Genomic DNA, 17,707 nt, shown 5'->3' with positions numbered 1-17,707 from the left:
GGCGGCGCGCCGCCTCAGGCGGCGGCGCGGCGGGCGGCGATCCGCCCCGCCTCGGCCCGCGCCGCGTCGTCGAGGGAGAGCACCGCGTCCAGCCCCGCCGCGGCAGGCGCGCCGAAGACCGACAGCGTCTCCTCCACCACCGCCGCGATGTCGAGGAAGCCGAGCCGGCGATCGAGGAAGAGCGCCACCGCCACCTCGTTCGCGGCATTCAGGATAGTGGGGCGCCGCCGCCCGCCTGCAACGCCTCCCGCGCCAGGCGGAGGGCGGGGAAGCGGTGCGGATCGGGGCGAAGAATTCGAGCCGCCCCAGCGTCGCCAGGTCCAGCCGCGGCAGCGTCACCGGCATCCGCGTCGGCCAGGCCAGGCAGTGGGAGATCGGCGTCCGCATGTCCGGCGTGCCGAGCTGGGCGAGGACCGAGCCATCGGCATACTGCACCATGCCGTGCACGGTCGACTGCGGGTGCACCAGCACCTCGATCCGGTCCTCCGGCACCGGGAAGAGCCGGGCGGCCTCGATCAGCTCGAGCCCCTTGTTCATCATGGTGGCACTGTCGACCGAGATCTTGGCGCCCATCGACCAGACCGGATGCTTCACCGCCATCTCCGGCGTGGCTGCCCGCATGGTGGCGAGGTCCGCGGTGCGGAAGGGCCCGCCCGAGGCGGTCAGCACGATCTTCTCGATCAGCGCCGGATCCTTGGTGTCGAGCGCCTGGAAGATGGCGTTGTGCTCGCTGTCCACCGGCAACAGCGCGGCGCCGGTGCGGGCGGCGGCGGCCAGCACGATCTCGCCGGCGCAGACCAGCGTCTCCTTGTTGGCCAGGGCCAGGGTGCCGCCGCGCTTCAGCACGGCCAGGGCCGAATGCAGCCCGGCACTGCCGACGATCGCCGCCATGGTCCAGTCGGCCGGGCGGGCAGCGGCCTCGACCACCGCCGCCGGCCCCGCCGCAGCCTCGATCCCCGTCCCGGCCAGGGCCTCGCGCAGGGCGCCAAGCGCGCTGGCATCGGCGACGACGGCCATGCGGGCGCGGAACTTGCGCGCCTGGGCGGCCAGCGCCGCCACGTCCCGGCCGGCGACCAGCGCCTCCACCGCGAATGCCCCGGGCGCCGCGGCCTCGACCAGCGCGAGGGTGCTGCGGCCGATCGAGCCGGTGCTGCCAAGAATGGTGAGGCGCTTCATGGGGCCGTCCGCTGTTGATCTTGCCGGGTTGTTACGGACCCGGATGTCAGCCGTGCCTGACAGCCAAGCCTAGTGCGAAATGCCGGGGGATGGAGACCTTCCGGACGCGCCGGGCCTGCCGTGGCTTCAATGCCACAATGCGGTCCCGCCACCCAGCAGCGCCCCGAGCAGCGCCGCTGCCGGCGCTGCGGCCAGCACCGCATCCAGCCGGTCGAGCAGGCCGCCATGGCCGGGAATCAGCGCCGAGCTGTCCTTGACGTTGAACCGTCGCTTCAGCCAGCTCTCGAACAGGTCGCCGAGCTGCGCCAGCACCGCCAGGACCGCCGCGACCAGCAGCACCCGGCCGACGACCAGCCCCGCGGGGCGATCGTCGCGGCGGCCAGCAGCCCGACCAGCATGGCGGAGAGCAGGCCGCCCGCGGCGCCGGACCAGGTCTTGTTGGGCGAGATGGCCGGCGCCAGCTTCGGCCCGCCGAAGCGCCGCCCGGCCAGATAGGCGCCGATATCGCTGGCCCAGACCACGAGGAACAGGAACAGGACATTGCCCCGCCCCGCCGCGCCATCGCCTCGCAGGTGGATCAGCGCGATCCCGGCCAGGCCGATATAGACCACGCCGAAAGCCAGCCAGGCGCCGGAGCGCGCACGTGGTTCCTCGGCCGGCCGGCCGAAGGCCCAGAGCGCTGCGAAGCCGGCCGCCAGCACGGCCAGCGCCCATCCCCAGGCGGCCTCCACCGCCAGGGTTCCGGCGGCCAGAGCCAGGATCGGCACGGCCAGCCCCGGCAAACGCCGGGTGGAGAAGCCGCAAAGCCGCACCCACTCCCAGGCGAGCAACGCGACAGCGGCCGCCATCAGCGCGGCCCATGCCTCGGCTCCAAGCCAGATGCACAGCACGGCGGCCGGCACCAGCAGCGCGGCCGAGAGCACCCGTTTCCGCAAATCCGGCCAGCGGGATGGCCGGGGTGCCACGGCGCCGGAAGGCTCAGCCTGTGCGGGCACCGTAACGCCGCTCCCGCCGGCCAGATCGCGGATGGCCTCCCCGAGGGATTCGGCGTCGTAGTCGGGCCAGAGCACGTCCTGGAAGACGAACTCGGCATAGGCCGCTTGCCAGAGCAGGAAGTTCGACAGGCGCTGCTCGCCCGAGGTGCGGATGATCAGGTCCGGGTCCGGCATCTCGGCGGTGAAGAGCCGGCGGCCGAAACTCGCCTCGTCCAGCTCCGCCGGATCCAGCCGGCCGTCGCGGACCGCCTCGGCCACCGCGCGGGCGGCGGCGAGGATCTCCGCCCGGCCGCCATAGGAGAGCGCCACCGTCAGGTTCAGCTTGGTGCCATGCGCGGTCTGCGCCTCGGCCCGCTCGATCTCCTTCATCGTCTCGCGTCCGAACCGGGCGCGGTCGCCGATGACGCGGAGCCGGATGCCCTCCTTCGCCAGCGTCGCCACCTCGGCCCGGAGATAGAGGCGCAGCAGGCCGGTGAGCGCCCGAACCTCCTCGACTGGCCGCAGCCAGTTCTCGGAAGAGAAGGCGAACAGGGTCAGCCAGCCGACGCCCTCGCGGATGCAGGCCTCGATGGTGCGGCGGACCGCCTCGGCGCCGGCCTTATGGCCGAGCGGCACTGGCAGGCCGCGGGCCTCGGCCCAGCGGCGGTTGCCGTCCATGATAATGGCGACATGCGTCGGCAGCCCGGCTTGGCCGGGGCGGCTCGTGGCGCCGGCCTGCGCCGCATCCAGCGGCGCAAGGCTCAGCTTGGGGGCACCGGACACCTGGCTCAGACCTGCCTGATGTCCTTTTCCTTGTCGGCCAAGGTCTGGTCGACGGTCTTGATGTACTGGGCGGTCAGCTTCTCGACCTCGGCGGACCAGCCCTTGGCCTCGTCTTGGCCGAGCGGCGCCTTCTTGTCCTTTTCCTGGGCCTTGATCTGCTCCATCCCGTCGCGGCGGACGCTGCGGATGGCGACCTTGGCGCCTTCGGCATATTTGCCGGCGGTCTTCACCAGGTCGTTCCGGCGTTCCTGGGTCAGTGGCGGCAGGGGGACGCGGATCACCTGGCCCTCGGTCTGCGGGTTGAGCCCAAGCCCGGAATCGCGGATGGCGATCTCCACCGCCTTCACCAGCGACTTGTCCCAGACCTGGACCGAGAGCAGACCGGGGCCGGAGACTTGGACATTGGCCATCTGGTTCAGCGGCTGGTTGTTGCCATAGGCCTCGACGCGGACGAGCTCGAGCAGCGCCGGGCTGGCGCGGCCGGTGCGGAGGCCGGAGAATTCCTTCTTCAGAAGCTCGATCGCGCCGTCCATCCGGCGCGTGAGGTCCTGCTTCAATGACTTGAGGTCGGCCGGCATGGCCCCTGGTCCCCCGCTCCGTTATTGGCGCGGCCCTGCCGCGGCCCCGGACTGCCCGGAAAGGCTAGCCCTGGCCGCCGGCGGACCCACCGGGCCGGTCCTGCGCCGCACTGCGGCGAGACTCCGGCCCGGCACCTGGTTCAACTGGCCCCCGCCGCGCCGGCAAATCGCCGGCGCGTGGGAAAGCCTCAATGTTCCACGACGGTGGTGAATCGCCCCTCACCGCGCATCACCGCAGTGAAGGCTCCCGCCTCGTGGATATTGAAGACGATGATCGGCAGCTTGTTCTCGCGGCACAGCGAGATCGCCGCGGCATCCATCACCGCGAGGTCGCGCGCCAGCATGTCGAGATAGGTCAGCGTCACGTAGCGCTCGGCCTGCGGGTTCTTGCGCGGGTCAGCGGCATAGACGCCGTCCACCTGGGTCCCCTTGAACAGCGCGTCGCACTGCATCTCGGCGGCGCGGAGCGCCGCGGCGGTGTCGGTGGTGAAGAAGGGGTTGCCCGTGCCGGCGGCGAAGATCACAACCCGCCCCTTCTCCATGTGCCGCATGGCGCGGCGGCGGATATAGGGCTCGCAGACCGACTGCATGGCGATGGCGCTCTGCACCCGCGTTGGCACGCCGACCTTCTCCAGCGCCGACTGCATGCCCAGGGCATTCATCACGGTGGCCAGCATGCCCATGTAGTCGGCCTGGGCCCGGTCCATGCCGGCGGCGGCGCCAGCGATTCCGCGGAAGATGTTGCCGCCGCCGATCACCATGCAGACCTCGACGCCGAGCGCGATGGCACCTTGCACATCCTCGGCGATGCGCTGGCAGGTATGGGTGTCGAGCCCATACTCCCCATCACCCATCAGTGCCTCGCCGGACACCTTGAGCATGACACGCTTGTAGCTGGGCGGATGGCTCATTCGGGGACCGTCACGGCAGGCGGGTGAAGATAGGCAGGCCCCTACACCCGGGCAAGCTCGGGAATCAACAAGGGGGAGAGAGGCGCCGGCCAGGATCGCGGCGCGGCACCACGGCCTTTCCGGGTGCGACGCCCGGAAAGGCCGAAGGCCAAGCCTAGGCTGGGCCGGTGCCGGCCGCGGCCGCAACCTCGGCGGCGAAGTCGGGGCCGACCGGCTTGTCGATCCCCTCGCCGAGCTGGAAGCGGGCGAAGCCGGTCAGGTTGCCGCCGGCCTTCTTGACCACCGCCTTCACCCGGCTCTCGCCGTCATGAACCCAGACCTGCTCCAGCAGCACCACTTCCTCGTAGTACTTGCGGATGCGGCCCTCGACCATCTTCTCGATGATCGCCTCCGGCTTGCCCGAGGCACGGGCCTGCTCGGAGAGCACGGCCTTCTCGCGCTCGAGCGCCGAGGGATCGACGACCGAGATATCGAGCGCCTCGGGCCGGGTCGCGGCCACATGCATGCCGATCTGCCGGCCGAGCTGCTCGAGGGCGGCGATCTCGGAGGAACCTTCCAGCGCCGCCAGGACGCCGATCTTGCCGAGGCCCGGCTTGATCGCGTTGTGGGTGTAGGTCGCCACCACGCCCTCGCTGACCTCCAGCCGCTTGGCACGGCGGATGGTCATGTTCTCGCCGATCGTGGCGATCAGGCGCGTCAGCTCCTCGGCCACCGAATGGCGGGTGCCGGGGAAAGGCGCGGCCTTGATCTTCTCGATGTCGTCGCCGACCGAGAGGATCAGCCCCGCGACCTCGGAGACGAAGGTCTGGAACTGCTCGTTGCGGGCGACGAAGTCGGTCTCGGCATTCACCTCGACCATCGCGGCGCAATTCGGCGCGCTGGCGACGCCGACCAGGCCTTCCGCGGCGACGCGGCCGGACTTCTTGGCCGCGGCGGAAAGGCCCTTCTTCCGCAGCCAGTCGATCGCGGCTTCCATATCGCCGCCGGCCTCGACCAGCGCCTTCTTGCAATCCATCATGCCGGCGCCGGTCTTGTCGCGGAGGTCGCGGACCAGCAGGGCGGTGACTTCGGCCATGGGTATCTCCCGTGTCCTAAAGGGCTATCGACGCGATCAAGCCTGGGCCGGCTGGCTGCCGTCCTCGGGGCTGGCCTGGACCAGCGCCTCGAGGCTACCGGCATCCATGCCGGCCGTCGGGCTGGACTGGGCGTCCCCGAGCACCGGCTCGCCGGCCAGCTCGGCCGGGGTCAGGTCGGGGGCCAGCAGGTCGTCCTCGCCCGGCAGTTCCTCGGTCGCGCCGAGATCGACGCCGCTGGCCTGCAGCTCGGCCGAGATGCCGTCGAAGACCGCGCCGGCGACCATGTCGCAGTAGAGATTGATGGCGCGGATGGCGTCATCATTGCCCGGGATCGGGAAGGCGACGCCCTGGGGATCGGCGTTCGAGTCGACCACGGCGACGACGGGGATGCCGAGCTTGTTGGCCTCCTCGATCGCCAGCTTCTCCTTCACCACGTCGATCACGAAGATGATGTCGGGCAGGCCGCCCATCTCCTTGATGCCGCCGAGGGCGCGGTCGAGCTTCTCCTTCTCGCGGGTCAGCATCAGGATCTCTTTCTTGGTGAGACCCGTGATGTTGCCGGCGAGTTGCTCCTCCATCTGCTTCAGGCGCTTGATGGAACCGGTGATCGTCTTCCAGTTGGTCAGCATGCCGCCGAGCCAGCGGTGGTTGACGTAGTACTGGCCGCACTTGGTGGCGGCTTCCGCGACGTACTCGGCGGCGGCCTTCTTGGTGCCGACGAAGAGCACGCGGCCGCCGGCGGCGACGACATCACGGACGGCGCGCAGGGCGCGGTCCATCATCGGCACGGTCTGCTGCAGGTCGAGGATGTGGACCTGATTGCGCACGCCGAAGATGTACGGCGCCATGCGCGGGTTCCAGCGCCGCGTGTGGTGGCCGAAATGCACGCCGGCCTCGAGCAGCACGCGCAGGGAAACCTGTGGCATCGCCATGGGGCGAGGTCCTTTCTGTAGTCCGGTTGAGCCTCCGTGGCGCATCCCGGGATGTCTCCCCGGACCGGACCCTGCCACGAAGGAAGGGCGCGCCACGTGCGGACTTGCCGATCCCGAGGGACCCGGGCAGCGACGGCGGCCATATGGCACGCAGCGAGGCCCAGGGCAAGGCGAGGCGATGGCCCGGCCAGCCTTTGCACTTCCTTCATCCGTCCCGTCCAATTTTTGCGACGGGCCAGGGGCAGGATGAGGACGCAGCAGCATGGCCGGCAGGACCACCGTCAGGGCAACCGGCAACAAGGCGATCGATGGCCTGCTCTCCGGCCTGGCCTGGGACGGGCCGATCGGCTTCGGCTTCCCGGCCAACGCCGCGGAGTATGGCAGCCCCTATGGCAGCGGCGAGCCGGCCGCCGGCTTCGGCGCACTGTCGGTCACGGCGCGCGACGCGGTCCGCGCCGCCCTGCTCGGCACCCCAAACGGCAGCGGCAAGGCGGCGCTGTCGGGCCTGGGCGTCGCGCAGTTCACCCTGCTCGACCTCACCGAGGTCGGCGGCCGGGCCGATATCCGCCTGGCGGAGTCGAGCCGGCCGCCGACCGCCTGGGCCTATTTGCCCGGAACCGGGATCGGCGGGGATGTCTGGTTCGGCACCGACTATGCCGGCACGATCTTCGACTACCGCACGCCGGTCCTCGGCAACTACGCCTATGTCACGGTGCTGCACGAACTCGGCCATGCGCTCGGGCTGAAGCATGCGCAGGAAACCGGTGGCGTGGCGGGGACCGCGGTGCCCGCGGCGCAGGACAGCCTCGAATTCACCGTCATGACCTACCGGTCCTATGTGGGCGGTCCGACCACCGGCTACAGCTTCGAGCAATGGGGCGCGCCGCAGGGCTACATGATGCTCGACATCGCCGCCTTGCAGGCGATGTACGGCGCCGATTTCAGCAGCCGGTCGGGCGACACGACCTATCGCTGGGACCCGCTGACAGGAGAGATGTCGGTCGACGGCGCCGGCCAGGGCCGCCTCGGCGGCAACCGCATCTTCCTCACCCTGTGGGATGGCGGCGGGCACGACACCTACGACCTGTCGAACTATGCCGGCGGAGTGAATGTCGATCTTGCCCCGGGTGGCTGGTCGGTGCTGGCCGCCGGCCAGCTGGCGCAGCTTGGCGCGGCCCAGATGGCCCGCGCCAATGTCTTCAACGCCCTGCAGTACCAGGGCGACGCCCGCTCGCTGATCGAGGATGCGATCGGCGGCGCCGGCCACGATACGCTGCGCGGCAATGCCGCCGGCAACCATCTGCAGGGCGGCGGCGGCAATGACAGCCTGGCCGGGCTGGACGGCGCCGACACGCTGGAGGGCGGCGCCGGCAACAATACTATGGCCGGCGGCAGCGGCGACGACACCTACATCGTGGCCAGCGCCGGCGACCTGCTGGTCGAGGCGCCTGGCCAGGGCATCGACACCGTCCGGACCGGCCTTGCCTGGGCGCTCGGGGCCGAGTTGGAGCACCTGGTGCTGACCGGCACCGCGGATGTCGCCGGCACCGGCAATGCGCTGGCCAACCGGATCGAAGGCAATGCCGGCGCCAACCGCCTCGCCGGCGGGGCCGGCGACGACACGTTGCTTGGCGGCGATGGCCGGGACACGCTGGACGGCGGCACCGGCAACAACCGGCTGGAGGGTGGCGCCGGTGACGACACCTATGTCGTCTCGACCAGCGGCGACCTGGTGCGGGAGGAGGCGGGGGCCGGCACCGACCGGGTGGTGGCCTCCGTCAGCGTCACCCTGGCCGCCGAGGTCGAGCAGCTGGAACTGACGGGCAGCGCGGCCCTCACCGGCACGGGCAATGCGCTCGACAACCAGCTGCTCGGCAATGCCGGCGCCAATCGCCTGCTCGGGCTCGGCGGCAACGACAGCATCGCCGGCGGCGCCGGCAACGACACGTTGGAAGGCGGGGCGGGCGACAACACGCTCGACGGCGGCGCCGGGAACGATGTTTTCGTCGTCACTTCGGCAGGGGATGTCCTGGTCGAGGGAGCAAGCGGCGGCACCGACCTGGTCCGTGCCGCGGTCGACTGGACGCTCGGCGCAAATCTCGAGAACCTGACGCTGACCGGCACCGCCGGCCTGTCCGGCACCGGCAATGCGTTGGACAACGTCATCCTCGGCAATGCCGGCGCCAACGCGCTCCGGGGCGGCGACGGCAATGACAGCCTGGCCGGCGGCGAAGGCAACGACACGCTGGAGGGTGGCAGCGGGCGGGACACGCTGGCGGGCAATCTCGGCGACGACACCTATCAGGTGGACAGCGCGACGGTGACGCTGCTCGAATCCGCCGGCCAGGGCACCGATACCGTCCGCGCCAGCCTGTCGTGGACGCTCGGGGCGAATTTCGAGGTGCTGGTGCTGACCGGCGGCACGGCGTTGGGCGGCACCGGCAATGCCCTGGCCAATGCGATCACCGGCAATGCCGGGGCCAACCTGCTGGCTGGCGGCGACGGCGCCGACAGCATGGACGGTAAGGCGGGCGCCGACACGCTGATCGGCGGCGCCGGCGCGGACCTGCTGTCGGGCGGCGCCGGGGCGGATGCCTTCCGGTTCCTGCGCCCCGCCGAGGGCGGCGATGTCGTGACCGATTTCGACGACGCGGCCGACCGCTTCGAATTCTCCGCCGCCGGCTTTGGCGCCGGTCTGCGGGCCGGGATGGACCTCCAGGCGGCCGGCCGGCTGCAGTTGAACGAGGCCGGCACCGCGATCGGCGCACCGGCGCAATTCGTCTACGGCACTGTCAGCCACCTTCTGGCCTGGGACAGCAACGGCGCCGCCGCGGGCGGAATTACCCCGATCGCGCTGCTTCGCGACGGAACCGGCATCACCGCCGGAGATTTTATCATCATCGCCTGATATGCCTGATCATGCATAGTCATGGCGAAGTTCCCGTGAGGGTTTCCCAGCGTACCAACCTGTCACGGCGTCGGCGACTATCCCGGCAGCCAGGACCACTGAAAAACAAGAACCGCCAGTCCCCGGGCTTCCGATGCGACACGGCCAGTTTCTTGCCGGCCTGTCGGATCAGCACGTCCAGTTGCGTGCCACTGCATTTGAGGGGATTGGCAACGATGAGCGTCACGACCGGATTTCGCACTGCGCTTCGCGTGGAGCCTGCCATCCCCTGGTGGGCGCCCGCCACCATGCTGACCCTCGCGATCGCCGTGGCCATGGCCTTCGCGCCCTACCCGCCGCTGCAGGATTTCGCCGAATGGGCGTATCAGGGCGCGCTGTTGGCGCGGCTGATGCTGGGCCTGGACACGCCCGGCGTGGCGCTCGTCGCCCATCCCGTGCCGAACAGCCTGGCCCAGGCCTTACTCGGACTGCTGTCGCTGCTGCTGCCGGCGACGCTTGCGGCTCGCGTCTTCCTGCTCGGGCTGCTCGGCGCCGGGCTGGCGGTGGCCCTCGCGCTGGCGCGGCGGCACCAGCTCGGCGGCGGCCGGGACCTTTGCGGTGCTGCTGCTGGTTTCGGTCTTCGACAACGCACCTTTCTGGAACGGCTACGTCAACTACCAGTTGGCGCTGCTGCTCTTCGCCGCCTGGCTCCTGCTGCCGCCGGCGCGGCGGGCGGAAGCCGGGCCGATCCTCGCCTTCGGGCTGCTGATCTTCTTCTCCCATGCCGCGGTCTTCGCCGCCTTCTGCATCCTGGTCGGGGTCCGCGGGCTGCTCCGCCAGCGGGTTGCCGCGGCGATGCTGGGATTGGCTCCGGGGCTGCTGCTCGGCCTCTGGTACGCCCTGGCCGGCACCGGCGTGCCGGCGGAGCCCGGTGCCGGGCTCGGAAGCCTCGGCGCTTTCCTGGCCTACAAGGCCTATACGGTCGCCAAGCTCGGCCCCTACCACAATTTCGTTTTCGCCACGGGCGGCGACGAGGTGCTGCGGCCGGCCCTGTACTGGGGCGGGGCGCTGGTGAACCTGGCCTATGCCGCGCTTCTCGCCGCGGCGCTCGGCATCGGGCTCTGGCGGGGCGCCCGCAGCCGCGCCGTGTCGGCTTCCGCGGTACTGGCGGCGCTGCTGCTGCTGGCCGGGTTCCTTGCGCTGCCCCGCGTGGCGCAGCACGTGATCAATCCGGGCGAGCGGCTGCTCATCCCCGGCCTGCTGGCGCTGCTGCTGGCAGTGCCGCTGCCGTCCCTGGCGCTGCGGCCGCTGGCGGCGCTGGGCGGGCTGGCCCTTGCGGCCAACCTGCTGGTGCTGGCCACCCCCGGCGAGCGCTGGGCGACCCCGGTGCATTTCCGCGACATGGCGGCGATGGGCGGCGCCCGGGCGCTGTTCCGCCATCGGCCGACCTCCTTCGCCTGCAAATGGGAGGAGCTGCGGCACAGCGAGACGACCGGCGAGGCGCCGCGGCTGCCAATCTCCTTCCGCACCAGCCTGCTGCGGACCGATGCGGACCCCTTCGACTGCCCGGCGCCGAAAGCGCCCTAGACCGCCTCCACCTCGACGACGCCGGGCAGCACCTTCATCGCCTGCATCATGCGCGGCGAGACGTTGAAGCCGCCCGGCAAGGCCAGCTCCACCTCCTGTCCCTGGCCGGTGCGGGCGACCACGACGACCCGGCCGCGGCCGCGCCCTTCCCGGTTCAGCAGGTCCCGGATCGGGTTCACCGCGGCGTCGCCTTCCAACCAGAGCCGGATACCCTGGCCGACCTGCTGCGCCGCCTTCTCAAGCCCCTCCATGTCCTGCGCGGTCAGCCGCAGCATCTCGCCATCCAGCCGCGCCTCGGCGGTGACCAGCACGGCGGTGCCCTCGGCCATCAGGTCGCGGGCGCGGGCCAGCACCTCGCTGAACAGCGTCACCTCATAGCTGCCGGCGGCGTCCGAGAGGGTGATCCAGGCCATCCGGCTGCCGGTGCGGGTCGGCCGTTCCTTGCTGCTGACCACGGTGCCAGCCAGCTTGAGCCGCGCCGCTCCGGCCCTGGCCCGCTCCTCGATCTTGGTGGAGGGCGTGACGCCGAGCCGCTGCAGCACCGATTTGTAGGTATCCAACGGATGCGCCGAGAGGTGGAAGCCGACCGCCTCGGCCTCGTAGGACAGCTTCTCCAGTTGCGGCCAGTCCGGCATCTCCGGCAGGCGCAGCGGCTCGGGCCGCGAATCTGCGCCGCCGAACAGCGCGATCTGCGCGCTCGCGCGCTCCTCCGCCGCCGCCTGGGCGCGGCGCAGGATGACTTCGGCGCCGGCGACCAGCCTGGCCCGGTTCGTCTCCAGCCTGTCGAAGGCGCCGGCCTTCGCCAGGTTCTCGATCTGCATCTTGTTCAGCAGCTTCGGGTCGACCCGGTGGGCGACTTCGGCGACCGAGGCGAAGGGCCCCCTGGCATCCCGCGCCCGCACCAGGTCCTGCATGGCGGTGGCGCCGACACGCTTGACCGCGGCGAGCGCGAAGCGGATCGCCGGCTTGCCCTCCTCGGTGGTCTCGACCAGGAATTCGGCGCCCGACTTGTTCACGTCCGGCGGCAGGACGGGAATCCCGAGGCGGCTCGCCTCCTGCATGTGACCGGACAGCTTCTCGGTCTTGTCGAGGTCGAGGGTCATCGACGCCGCGATGAAAGCGACCGGATGGTTCGCCTTCAGCCAGGCGGTCTGGTAGCTGACCAGCGCATAGGCCGCGGCGTGCGACTTGTTGAAGCCGTATTCCGCGAACTTCGCCATCATGTCGAAGATCTCGGTGGCCTTCGCCGGCTCGATGCCGTTCTTCACCGCGCCCTCGGTGAAGATGGCGCGCTGCTGCTCCATCTCCTTGGCGATCTTCTTGCCCATGGCGCGGCGCAGCAGGTCGGCGCCGCCGAGCGAGTAGCCCGCAGCCTCCTGGCTGATCTGCATCACCTGCTCCTGGTAGACCATGATCCCGTAGGTCTCTTCCAGGATGTGGTGGATCTTCGGGTGCGGGCTCTCCCAGGGCTCGCCATGCTTGCGCTGGCAATAGGCGGGGATGTTGGCCATCGGGCCGGGCCGGTAGAGCGAGACCGCGGCGATCAGGTCCTCGAAGCGGTCGACCCGCATCTGCCGCAGGCAGTCGCGCATGCCCGCGCCTTCGAACTGGAACACCCCGGCGGCGTCGCCGCGGCGAAGCATCTCGTAGGTCTTCGCATCGTCCAGCGGCAGGGTGGCCAGGTCGATGTCCACCCCCTGCCCCTTCAGGATCGCCAGCGCCTTCTCGATCACCGTCAGGGTCTTCAGGCCGAGGAAGTCGAACTTCACCAGCGAGGCCTGCTCGACATACTTCATCGAGTACTGGGTGATCAGCATGTCCGCCCGCGGGTCGCGGTAGAGCGGGACGATCTCGATCAGCGGCTTGCGGCCGATCACCACTCCGGCGGCATGGGTCGAGGCATTGCGGTAGAGGCCCTCGAGCTGGTTGGCGATCTCCAGCAGCCGCGCCACCTGCTCGTCGTTGTCGCGCAGCTTGCTGCAGCCGCGGCTCGCCCTCGATCGCCTGGGCCAGGGTGACCGGCTTGGCCGGGTTGAAGGGGATCAGCTGGGCGACGCGGTCGACCTGGCCGTAGGGCAGGCCGAGCACGCGGCCGACATCGCGCACCGCCGCCTTGGCCTGCAGCTTGCCGAAGGTGATGATCTGCGCGACCCGGTCGGCGCCGTATTCGCGGCGGACGTAGTTGATCACCTCGTCGCGGCGGTCCTGGCAGAAGTCGATGTCGAAGTCCGGCATCGACACGCGCTCGGGGTTCAGGAATCGCTCGAAGAGCAGGCCGAAGCGCAGCGGGTCGAGGTCGGTGATCGCCAGCGCCCAGGCGGCGACCGAGCCGGCGCCCGAGCCGCGGCCGGGGCCGACCGGGATGCTCTGCGCCTTGGCCCATTGGATGAAGTCGGCGACGATCAGGAAGTAACCGGAGAAGCCCATCTGGTCGATGACGCCGAGCTCGTAGTCGAGCCGCGTGCGGTATTGCGCGCGCGCCGCCTCATCCAGCCCGAGCGTGTCGAGCCGCTGCTCCAGCCCGCGCGTGGCCATGTCGCGCACGGTCTCCGATTCCGTCATGCCTTCCCCGACCTTGGGGCAGACCGGCAGCTCGGGCTTCTTGCCCTCCGCCATCACCGCGCAGCGGCGGGCGACGGCCAGGGTATTGTCGCAGGCCTCCGGCAGGTCGGCGAAGAGCGCCCGCATCGCCGCCGCCGGCTTGAACCAGTGCTCGGCGGTGACGCGGCGGCGGTCCTCCTCGGCCAGGGTCCGCCCCTCGGCGATGCAGAGCAGCGCGTCATGCGCCTCGTGCATCGCCGGCGTCGCGAAGTAGACGTCATTGGCGGCGACGATCGGCAGGCCGAGCTCGTCGGCCAGCGCCAGCATCGGCGGCTCGATCACCCGCTCGACATCGAGGCCATGGCGGTTGAGCTCGACCGCCAGGCGGTCCGGGAAGGCGGCGATCAGCCGGCGCAGCAGCGCCTCGGCCGGGGAACGGCGACCCTCTGCAAGCAGCCGGCCGATCGGGCCGAAGGTGCCGCCGGTCAGCAGGAAGATTCCTCCGGCATGCTCCTCAAGGGTCCCGAGCGTCAGGCAGGGCCGGCCGGAGGCGTCGCTGGCGAGGAAGCTGCGGGAGGACAAGCGCTGGAGGTTGTCGAGCCCGCGCGCATCCATCGCCAGCGCCACGATGGGATCGGGCGGCTGCCGCTCGGCCTCCGGCCGGTCGTCGCTGGCGGTGCGGGAGAGGAAGAGCTGGCAGCCCATGATCGGCTGGATGCCCTTGCCCGAGCAGCCCTGGGAGAATTCCAGCCCGCCGAAGAGGTTGGCGCTGTCGGTCAGCGCCACCGCCGGCATCCCGGCGTCCTTGGCCAGGGCCGCCAGCTTTTCCGCCTTGATGGCGCCTTCGCTCAGCGAATAGCTGGAATGGGCATGGAGGTGGACGAAGCAGCCGGCCGAGTCGCTCATGCCCTCACCCTAGCACGCCGCCACCGGGCCCGGCATGCTGCGGCCCATGCCGGACAGACAGCAGGGAGCGGACCGCCGCACCATCGCCGCGGGGGTGCTCGCCATGGTGCTGCTGAGCGGCAATTTCGTCGCCTCCCGGCATGGGCTCGCCGCCGGCCTCGCGGTCGCCGACCTGGTGCTGCTGCGTACCAGCTTCGCAGGGCTGGTGCTGGGCGGGGTGCTGTGGCGGGTCGGGCTGGGCGGGCTGCCGACGGGGCGCGCGGCGGTGCTGACCCTGCTGGCCGGCGCCCCCTATTTCCTGCTCTGCGCCGCGGCGGTGCAATTCGCCCCGGCGACGCATGCGTCGATCCTCAACCCCGGCGGGACGATGCTGTTTGCCCCTCTGCTCGGCTGGTGGGTGCTGCGGCAAGCACCGGAGATCGGCGTGCGCGTCGGCCTCTTCATCCTCACAGCCGGGCTGCTGCTGATCGGCGGCGCCAGCCTGGCGGAGGGCGGCAGCCGGGCCTGGGTCGGCGACCTGATGCTGATCTTCAGCGGGCTGATCTGGGCGCTGTACGGCGTGCTGATGCGACACTGGAAGGTCCCGGGTGCGCGGGCGGCGGCGGTGGTCGGCACCGCCTCGTTGCTGTGGGTGCCGGTGCATCTCGGCGTCTTCGGCCTCGGCGGGCTGCCCGACCACCCGCGGGAGGCGGTGATCCAGGCCGCCTACCAGGGCATCATATCCGGCGGGGTGGCGGTGCTGCTCTATAGCCGGGCGGTTGCCCTGCTCGGCCCGGCGCGCGGCGCGCTGCTGCCGCCGCTGGTCCCGGCGCTCGGCGTCTTCTGGGCCTGGCTGCTGCTGGGGGAGGCGGTGACGGCGACCCAGGTGGCGGGGATGGCCCTGGTGATCATCGGCATGCTCTGCGGCGCGCTCTGGCGCGGCAAGACCGTGCGCCGGCGCACAGACCCGGTGCGGGAGGCTGCTCTAATCAGCCCGTATGCAACATACGGAGACGCCGCCGATGCCTCGCCTGCCGCTGCTCTTCCTCGCCACCGCCGCCTTCTGCCTGGTCTGCGGCGTGGGCATGGGGATCGCCATGGGAATGGCGCATGACTTCCACCTGGCGCCGGTGCATGCGCACCTGAACCTGCTGGGCTGGACCTCGCTGGCGCTGATGGGGCTGACCTACCGGGCCTATCCCGAGCTGACGGCGCGGCGATTCCCGGCGCTGGCGCAATACGGGCTTTCCGCCGCGGCGGCGCTGGCCTTCCCCTTCGGCATTTATCTCTCGATCGAGCACCAGCAGCCCGGCCTGGCGATCGCCGCGGCGACGGTCTGGATGGCGGGCGCGCTGCTGTTCCTGGCCCGGCTGCTGGGCCTGCTGCTGCGCGGCGCGTCCGCGCCGGCCCGGCCGCGCATGGAGATGCTGGCGGCGGAGTAGGCTCAGGCCTCCACTACCCGCCCATCCCGCAAGGTCACCACCCGGTCCATCCGCGCCGCGAGCTCCGGGTTGTGGGTGGCGATCAGTGCGGCCAGGCCCTGGCCGCGCACCGCGGCCAGCAACTCTTCGAAGACCAGCCCGGCGGTGCCGACATCGAGGTTGCCGGTCGGCTCGTCCGCCAGCAGCACCCGGGGCGCATTGGCCAGCGCCCGGGCGATCGCCACGCGCTGCTGCTCGCCGCCCGAGAGGCGGCCGGGCCGGTGATGCTCCCGCCCCGCCAGCCCGAAGCTGCCGAGCAGCGCCCGCGCACGGTCCCGCGCCGCGCCGCGAGCCGTGCCGGCCGCGAGCTGCGGCAGGACCACGTTCTCCTCCGCGCTGAATTCCGGCAGCAGGTGGTGAAACTGGTAGACGAAGCCGATGGTGGTACGGCGGATCGCCGTGCGGTCGGCGTCGGACAGCGTGCCGGCGGGGCGGCCGCCGACGAAGACCTCGCCGGCATCCGGCTTCTCCAGCAGGCCGGCCAGGTGCAGCAGGGTCGACTTGCCGGTGCCGGAAGGCGCGACGAGGGCGACGATCTCGCCGGCCTGCAACGACAGTTCCGCGCCCCGCAGCACCGGCAGCTCGCCCGCCTCGGTGCGGTAGCGCCGCTCCACCGCCGCCAGGCGCAGCGCCGGGATGGTCTCACTCATTCCGCAGCGCCTCCACCGGGTCCAGCCGCGCCGCCCGCCAGCTTGGGATCAATGTCGCCAGCAGCGACAGCAACAGGCCGAGCCCGACCACCTGCGCCACCTCGGCCGCATCGACCACGGCGGGGATGCGGGTCAGGAAATAAATCTCGGGGTCGAAGACCGTGGTGCCGGTGACCACCATCAGCCCCTGCCGGATGCTCTCGATATTGGCGCAGAAGGCCAGCCCGATGCCGAAGCCGGCCAGCGTGCCGACGCCGCCCACCGCCGCGCCGCAGAGCAGGAAGATCCGCAGGATCGCCCCTGCCCGCCCCCATGGTGCGGAGGATGGCGATGTCGCGCCCCTTGTCCTTCACCAGCATGGTCAGCGAGGAGACGATGTTGAAGGCGGCCACCAGGATGATCAGGGTCAGGATCAGGAACATCACGTTGCGCTGCACCTGCACCAGCTGGAAGAAGCCGCTGTTGGCGTCCTGCCAGTCGGCGATCCGCAGCGGCCGGTCGGGCAGCGCCCGGCGGATCGCCTGGGCGGCGGCGTCGGAGTCGTCCGGGTTGCGCAGGTGGACCTCGATCTGGCTGACCGAATTCGGCAGCTGGAAGAAGAGCTGCGCCGCGGCCAGCGGCAGGAAGACGAAGCCGCTGTCATATTCCTGCATGCCGACCTCGAAGACCGCGACGACCTTGTAGGCGCGCAGCCGCGGCACGGTGCCGAAGACCGTCACGCGGCCCTGCGGCGAGACCACGGTCACGCGGTCGCCGATCCCGACCTCGAGCTTCCGCGCCAGGCCGGCGCCGATGACGATCGCGTCGTCGCCCTGGAAGGCGGCCAGGTCGCCGGCGCGGATATTGCCGGCGATGATCGGCCGGGCACGCAGGTCCTCCGGCGCGATGCCGCGGACGAGGCCGCCCGCCGAGCCGCCGGCATCGGTGGTCAGCAGCACCTGCCCTTCCACCACGGGCGCGGCACGCTCGACCTGCGGCAGGGCACGGATGCGGGCGGTGGCGGTGGCGTAATCGGCCAGCGGCCCCTGCATCGCCGAGATGCCGAGATGCCCGTTGAGGCCGAGGATGCGGCCGAGCAATTCCTGGCGAAAGCCGCCCATAACCGAGAGCACCACGATCAGCGTGGCGACGCCGAGCGCGATGCCGACCAGCGAGAAGCCGGCGATGACGGAGACGAAGCGCTCGCCCTTGCGGGCCCAGAGGTAGCGCGCGGCGACCGCGCGTTCGAAGGCGCCGAACATCCTGG

11 protein-coding genes and 4 pseudogenes are annotated in these 17,707 nt (G+C 71.0%); 4 read left to right on the top strand and 11 right to left on the bottom strand.

Features of this window, described 5'->3' with window-relative positions; translation table 11 throughout:
* Positions 1–14: 14 nt before the first annotated feature.
* From dxr to rpsB, 8 genes and pseudogenes are all read right to left on the bottom strand, one after another.
* A pseudogene (gene dxr / locus ACQ86J_RS36635) lies at positions 15–1,176 on the bottom strand (1-deoxy-D-xylulose-5-phosphate reductoisomerase).
* A gap of 126 nt (positions 1,177–1,302) precedes the next feature.
* On the bottom strand, positions 1,303–1,515 hold the full coding sequence (locus tag ACQ86J_RS36630; RefSeq protein ID WP_431269347.1) for a phosphatidate cytidylyltransferase: 213 nt from the start codon (positions 1,513–1,515) through the stop codon (positions 1,303–1,305).
* Positions 1,449–2,066, bottom strand: a complete 618-nt coding sequence (locus tag ACQ86J_RS36625) for a phosphatidate cytidylyltransferase (protein WP_431272663.1) — start codon at positions 2,064–2,066, stop codon at positions 1,449–1,451. Before ACQ86J_RS36625 ends, ACQ86J_RS36630 begins: the two co-directional genes overlap by 67 nt.
* A gap of 88 nt (positions 2,067–2,154) precedes the next feature.
* A pseudogene (gene uppS, locus ACQ86J_RS36620) lies at positions 2,155–2,828 on the bottom strand (polyprenyl diphosphate synthase).
* Between the two features lie 110 nt (positions 2,829–2,938).
* Positions 2,939–3,511 (bottom strand): ribosome recycling factor, encoded by a 573-nt coding sequence (gene frr / locus ACQ86J_RS36615; RefSeq protein ID WP_431269346.1) that lies wholly within the window; start codon positions 3,509–3,511, stop codon positions 2,939–2,941.
* Positions 3,512–3,699: 188 nt separating this feature from the next.
* Complete coding sequence (gene pyrH / locus ACQ86J_RS36610) at positions 3,700–4,422, bottom strand: UMP kinase (protein WP_431269345.1); 723 nt, start codon at positions 4,420–4,422, stop codon at positions 3,700–3,702.
* Positions 4,423–4,576: 154 nt separating this feature from the next.
* On the bottom strand, positions 4,577–5,497 hold the full coding sequence (tsf, locus tag ACQ86J_RS36605) for a translation elongation factor Ts (RefSeq protein ID WP_431269344.1): 921 nt from the start codon (positions 5,495–5,497) through the stop codon (positions 4,577–4,579).
* 36 nt (positions 5,498–5,533) lie between these two features.
* Entirely contained in the window at positions 5,534–6,430 is an 897-nt protein-coding gene (gene rpsB / locus ACQ86J_RS36600) for a 30S ribosomal protein S2 (protein WP_431269343.1), read from the bottom strand.
* A gap of 262 nt (positions 6,431–6,692) precedes the next feature.
* Between rpsB and ACQ86J_RS36595 the strand changes: the two genes are divergently transcribed.
* Together ACQ86J_RS36595 and ACQ86J_RS36590 are read left to right on the top strand one after the other, a co-directional pair.
* Positions 6,693–9,338 carry a M10 family metallopeptidase C-terminal domain-containing protein gene (locus ACQ86J_RS36595; protein WP_431269342.1) on the top strand — a complete coding sequence of 882 codons (2,646 nt, stop codon included), beginning with the start codon at positions 6,693–6,695 and terminating at the stop codon, positions 9,336–9,338.
* Between the two features lie 597 nt (positions 9,339–9,935).
* On the top strand, positions 9,936–10,904 hold the full coding sequence (locus ACQ86J_RS36590; protein WP_431269341.1) for a hypothetical protein: 969 nt from the start codon (positions 9,936–9,938) through the stop codon (positions 10,902–10,904).
* On the opposite strand, the pseudogene dnaE reads toward ACQ86J_RS36590, so the two are convergent.
* Positions 10,901–14,351, bottom strand: a pseudogene (dnaE, locus tag ACQ86J_RS36585) (DNA polymerase III subunit alpha). The gene ACQ86J_RS36590 and the pseudogene dnaE sit on opposite strands and share 4 nt — an antisense overlap.
* A gap of 46 nt (positions 14,352–14,397) precedes the next feature.
* On the opposite strand from dnaE, the gene ACQ86J_RS36580 reads away from it, so the two are divergent.
* Both ACQ86J_RS36580 and ACQ86J_RS36575 read left to right on the top strand, forming a co-directional pair.
* Entirely contained in the window at positions 14,398–15,444 is a 1,047-nt protein-coding gene (locus ACQ86J_RS36580; RefSeq protein WP_431269340.1) for a DMT family transporter, read from the top strand.
* Entirely contained in the window at positions 15,353–15,772 is a 420-nt protein-coding gene (locus tag ACQ86J_RS36575; protein ID WP_431269339.1) for a hypothetical protein, read from the top strand. The genes ACQ86J_RS36580 and ACQ86J_RS36575 overlap by 92 nt, the downstream gene beginning before the upstream one ends.
* 2 nt (positions 15,773–15,774) lie before the next feature.
* Here ACQ86J_RS36575 and ACQ86J_RS36570 read toward each other — a convergent pair whose 3' ends face one another.
* Together ACQ86J_RS36570 and ACQ86J_RS36565 are read right to left on the bottom strand one after the other, a co-directional pair.
* Positions 15,775–16,461, bottom strand: a complete 687-nt coding sequence (locus ACQ86J_RS36570; RefSeq protein WP_431269338.1) for an ABC transporter ATP-binding protein — start codon at positions 16,459–16,461, stop codon at positions 15,775–15,777.
* Positions 16,454–17,702: pseudogene (locus tag ACQ86J_RS36565) on the bottom strand (lipoprotein-releasing ABC transporter permease subunit). The gene ACQ86J_RS36570 and the pseudogene ACQ86J_RS36565 overlap by 8 nt, the downstream one beginning before the upstream one ends.
* Positions 17,703–17,707 lie beyond the last annotated feature (5 nt).

The organism is Dankookia sp. P2, assembly GCF_050632255.1.
In the GTDB taxonomy this organism is placed as follows: Bacteria; Pseudomonadota; Alphaproteobacteria; order Acetobacterales; family Acetobacteraceae; genus Paracraurococcus.
Note: the sequence above shows the minus strand (reverse complement) of the source record. Positions and strands in the feature narration are given on the sequence as shown.

Bases quoted from the DNA above. Each gene is read 5' to 3' on its own strand.
- frr (WP_431269346.1), bottom strand. From the start codon at position 3,511: ATGCCGGCCGACCTCAAGTCATTGAAGCAGGACCTCACGCGCCGGATG.
- pyrH (WP_431269345.1), bottom strand. From the start codon at position 4,422: ATGAGCCATCCGCCCAGCTACAAGCGTGTCATGCTCAAGGTGTCCGGC.
- tsf (WP_431269344.1), bottom strand. From the start codon at position 5,497: ATGGCCGAAGTCACCGCCCTGCTGGTCCGCGACCTCCGCGACAAGACC.
- rpsB (WP_431269343.1), bottom strand. From the start codon at position 6,430: ATGGCGATGCCACAGGTTTCCCTGCGCGTGCTGCTCGAGGCCGGCGTG.
- ACQ86J_RS36595 (WP_431269342.1), top strand. From the start codon at position 6,693: ATGGCCGGCAGGACCACCGTCAGGGCAACCGGCAACAAGGCGATCGAT.
- ACQ86J_RS36580 (WP_431269340.1), top strand. From the start codon at position 14,398: ATGCCGGACAGACAGCAGGGAGCGGACCGCCGCACCATCGCCGCGGGG.
- ACQ86J_RS36575 (WP_431269339.1), top strand. From the start codon at position 15,353: ATGCCTCGCCTGCCGCTGCTCTTCCTCGCCACCGCCGCCTTCTGCCTG.
- ACQ86J_RS36570 (WP_431269338.1), bottom strand. From the start codon at position 16,461: ATGAGTGAGACCATCCCGGCGCTGCGCCTGGCGGCGGTGGAGCGGCGC.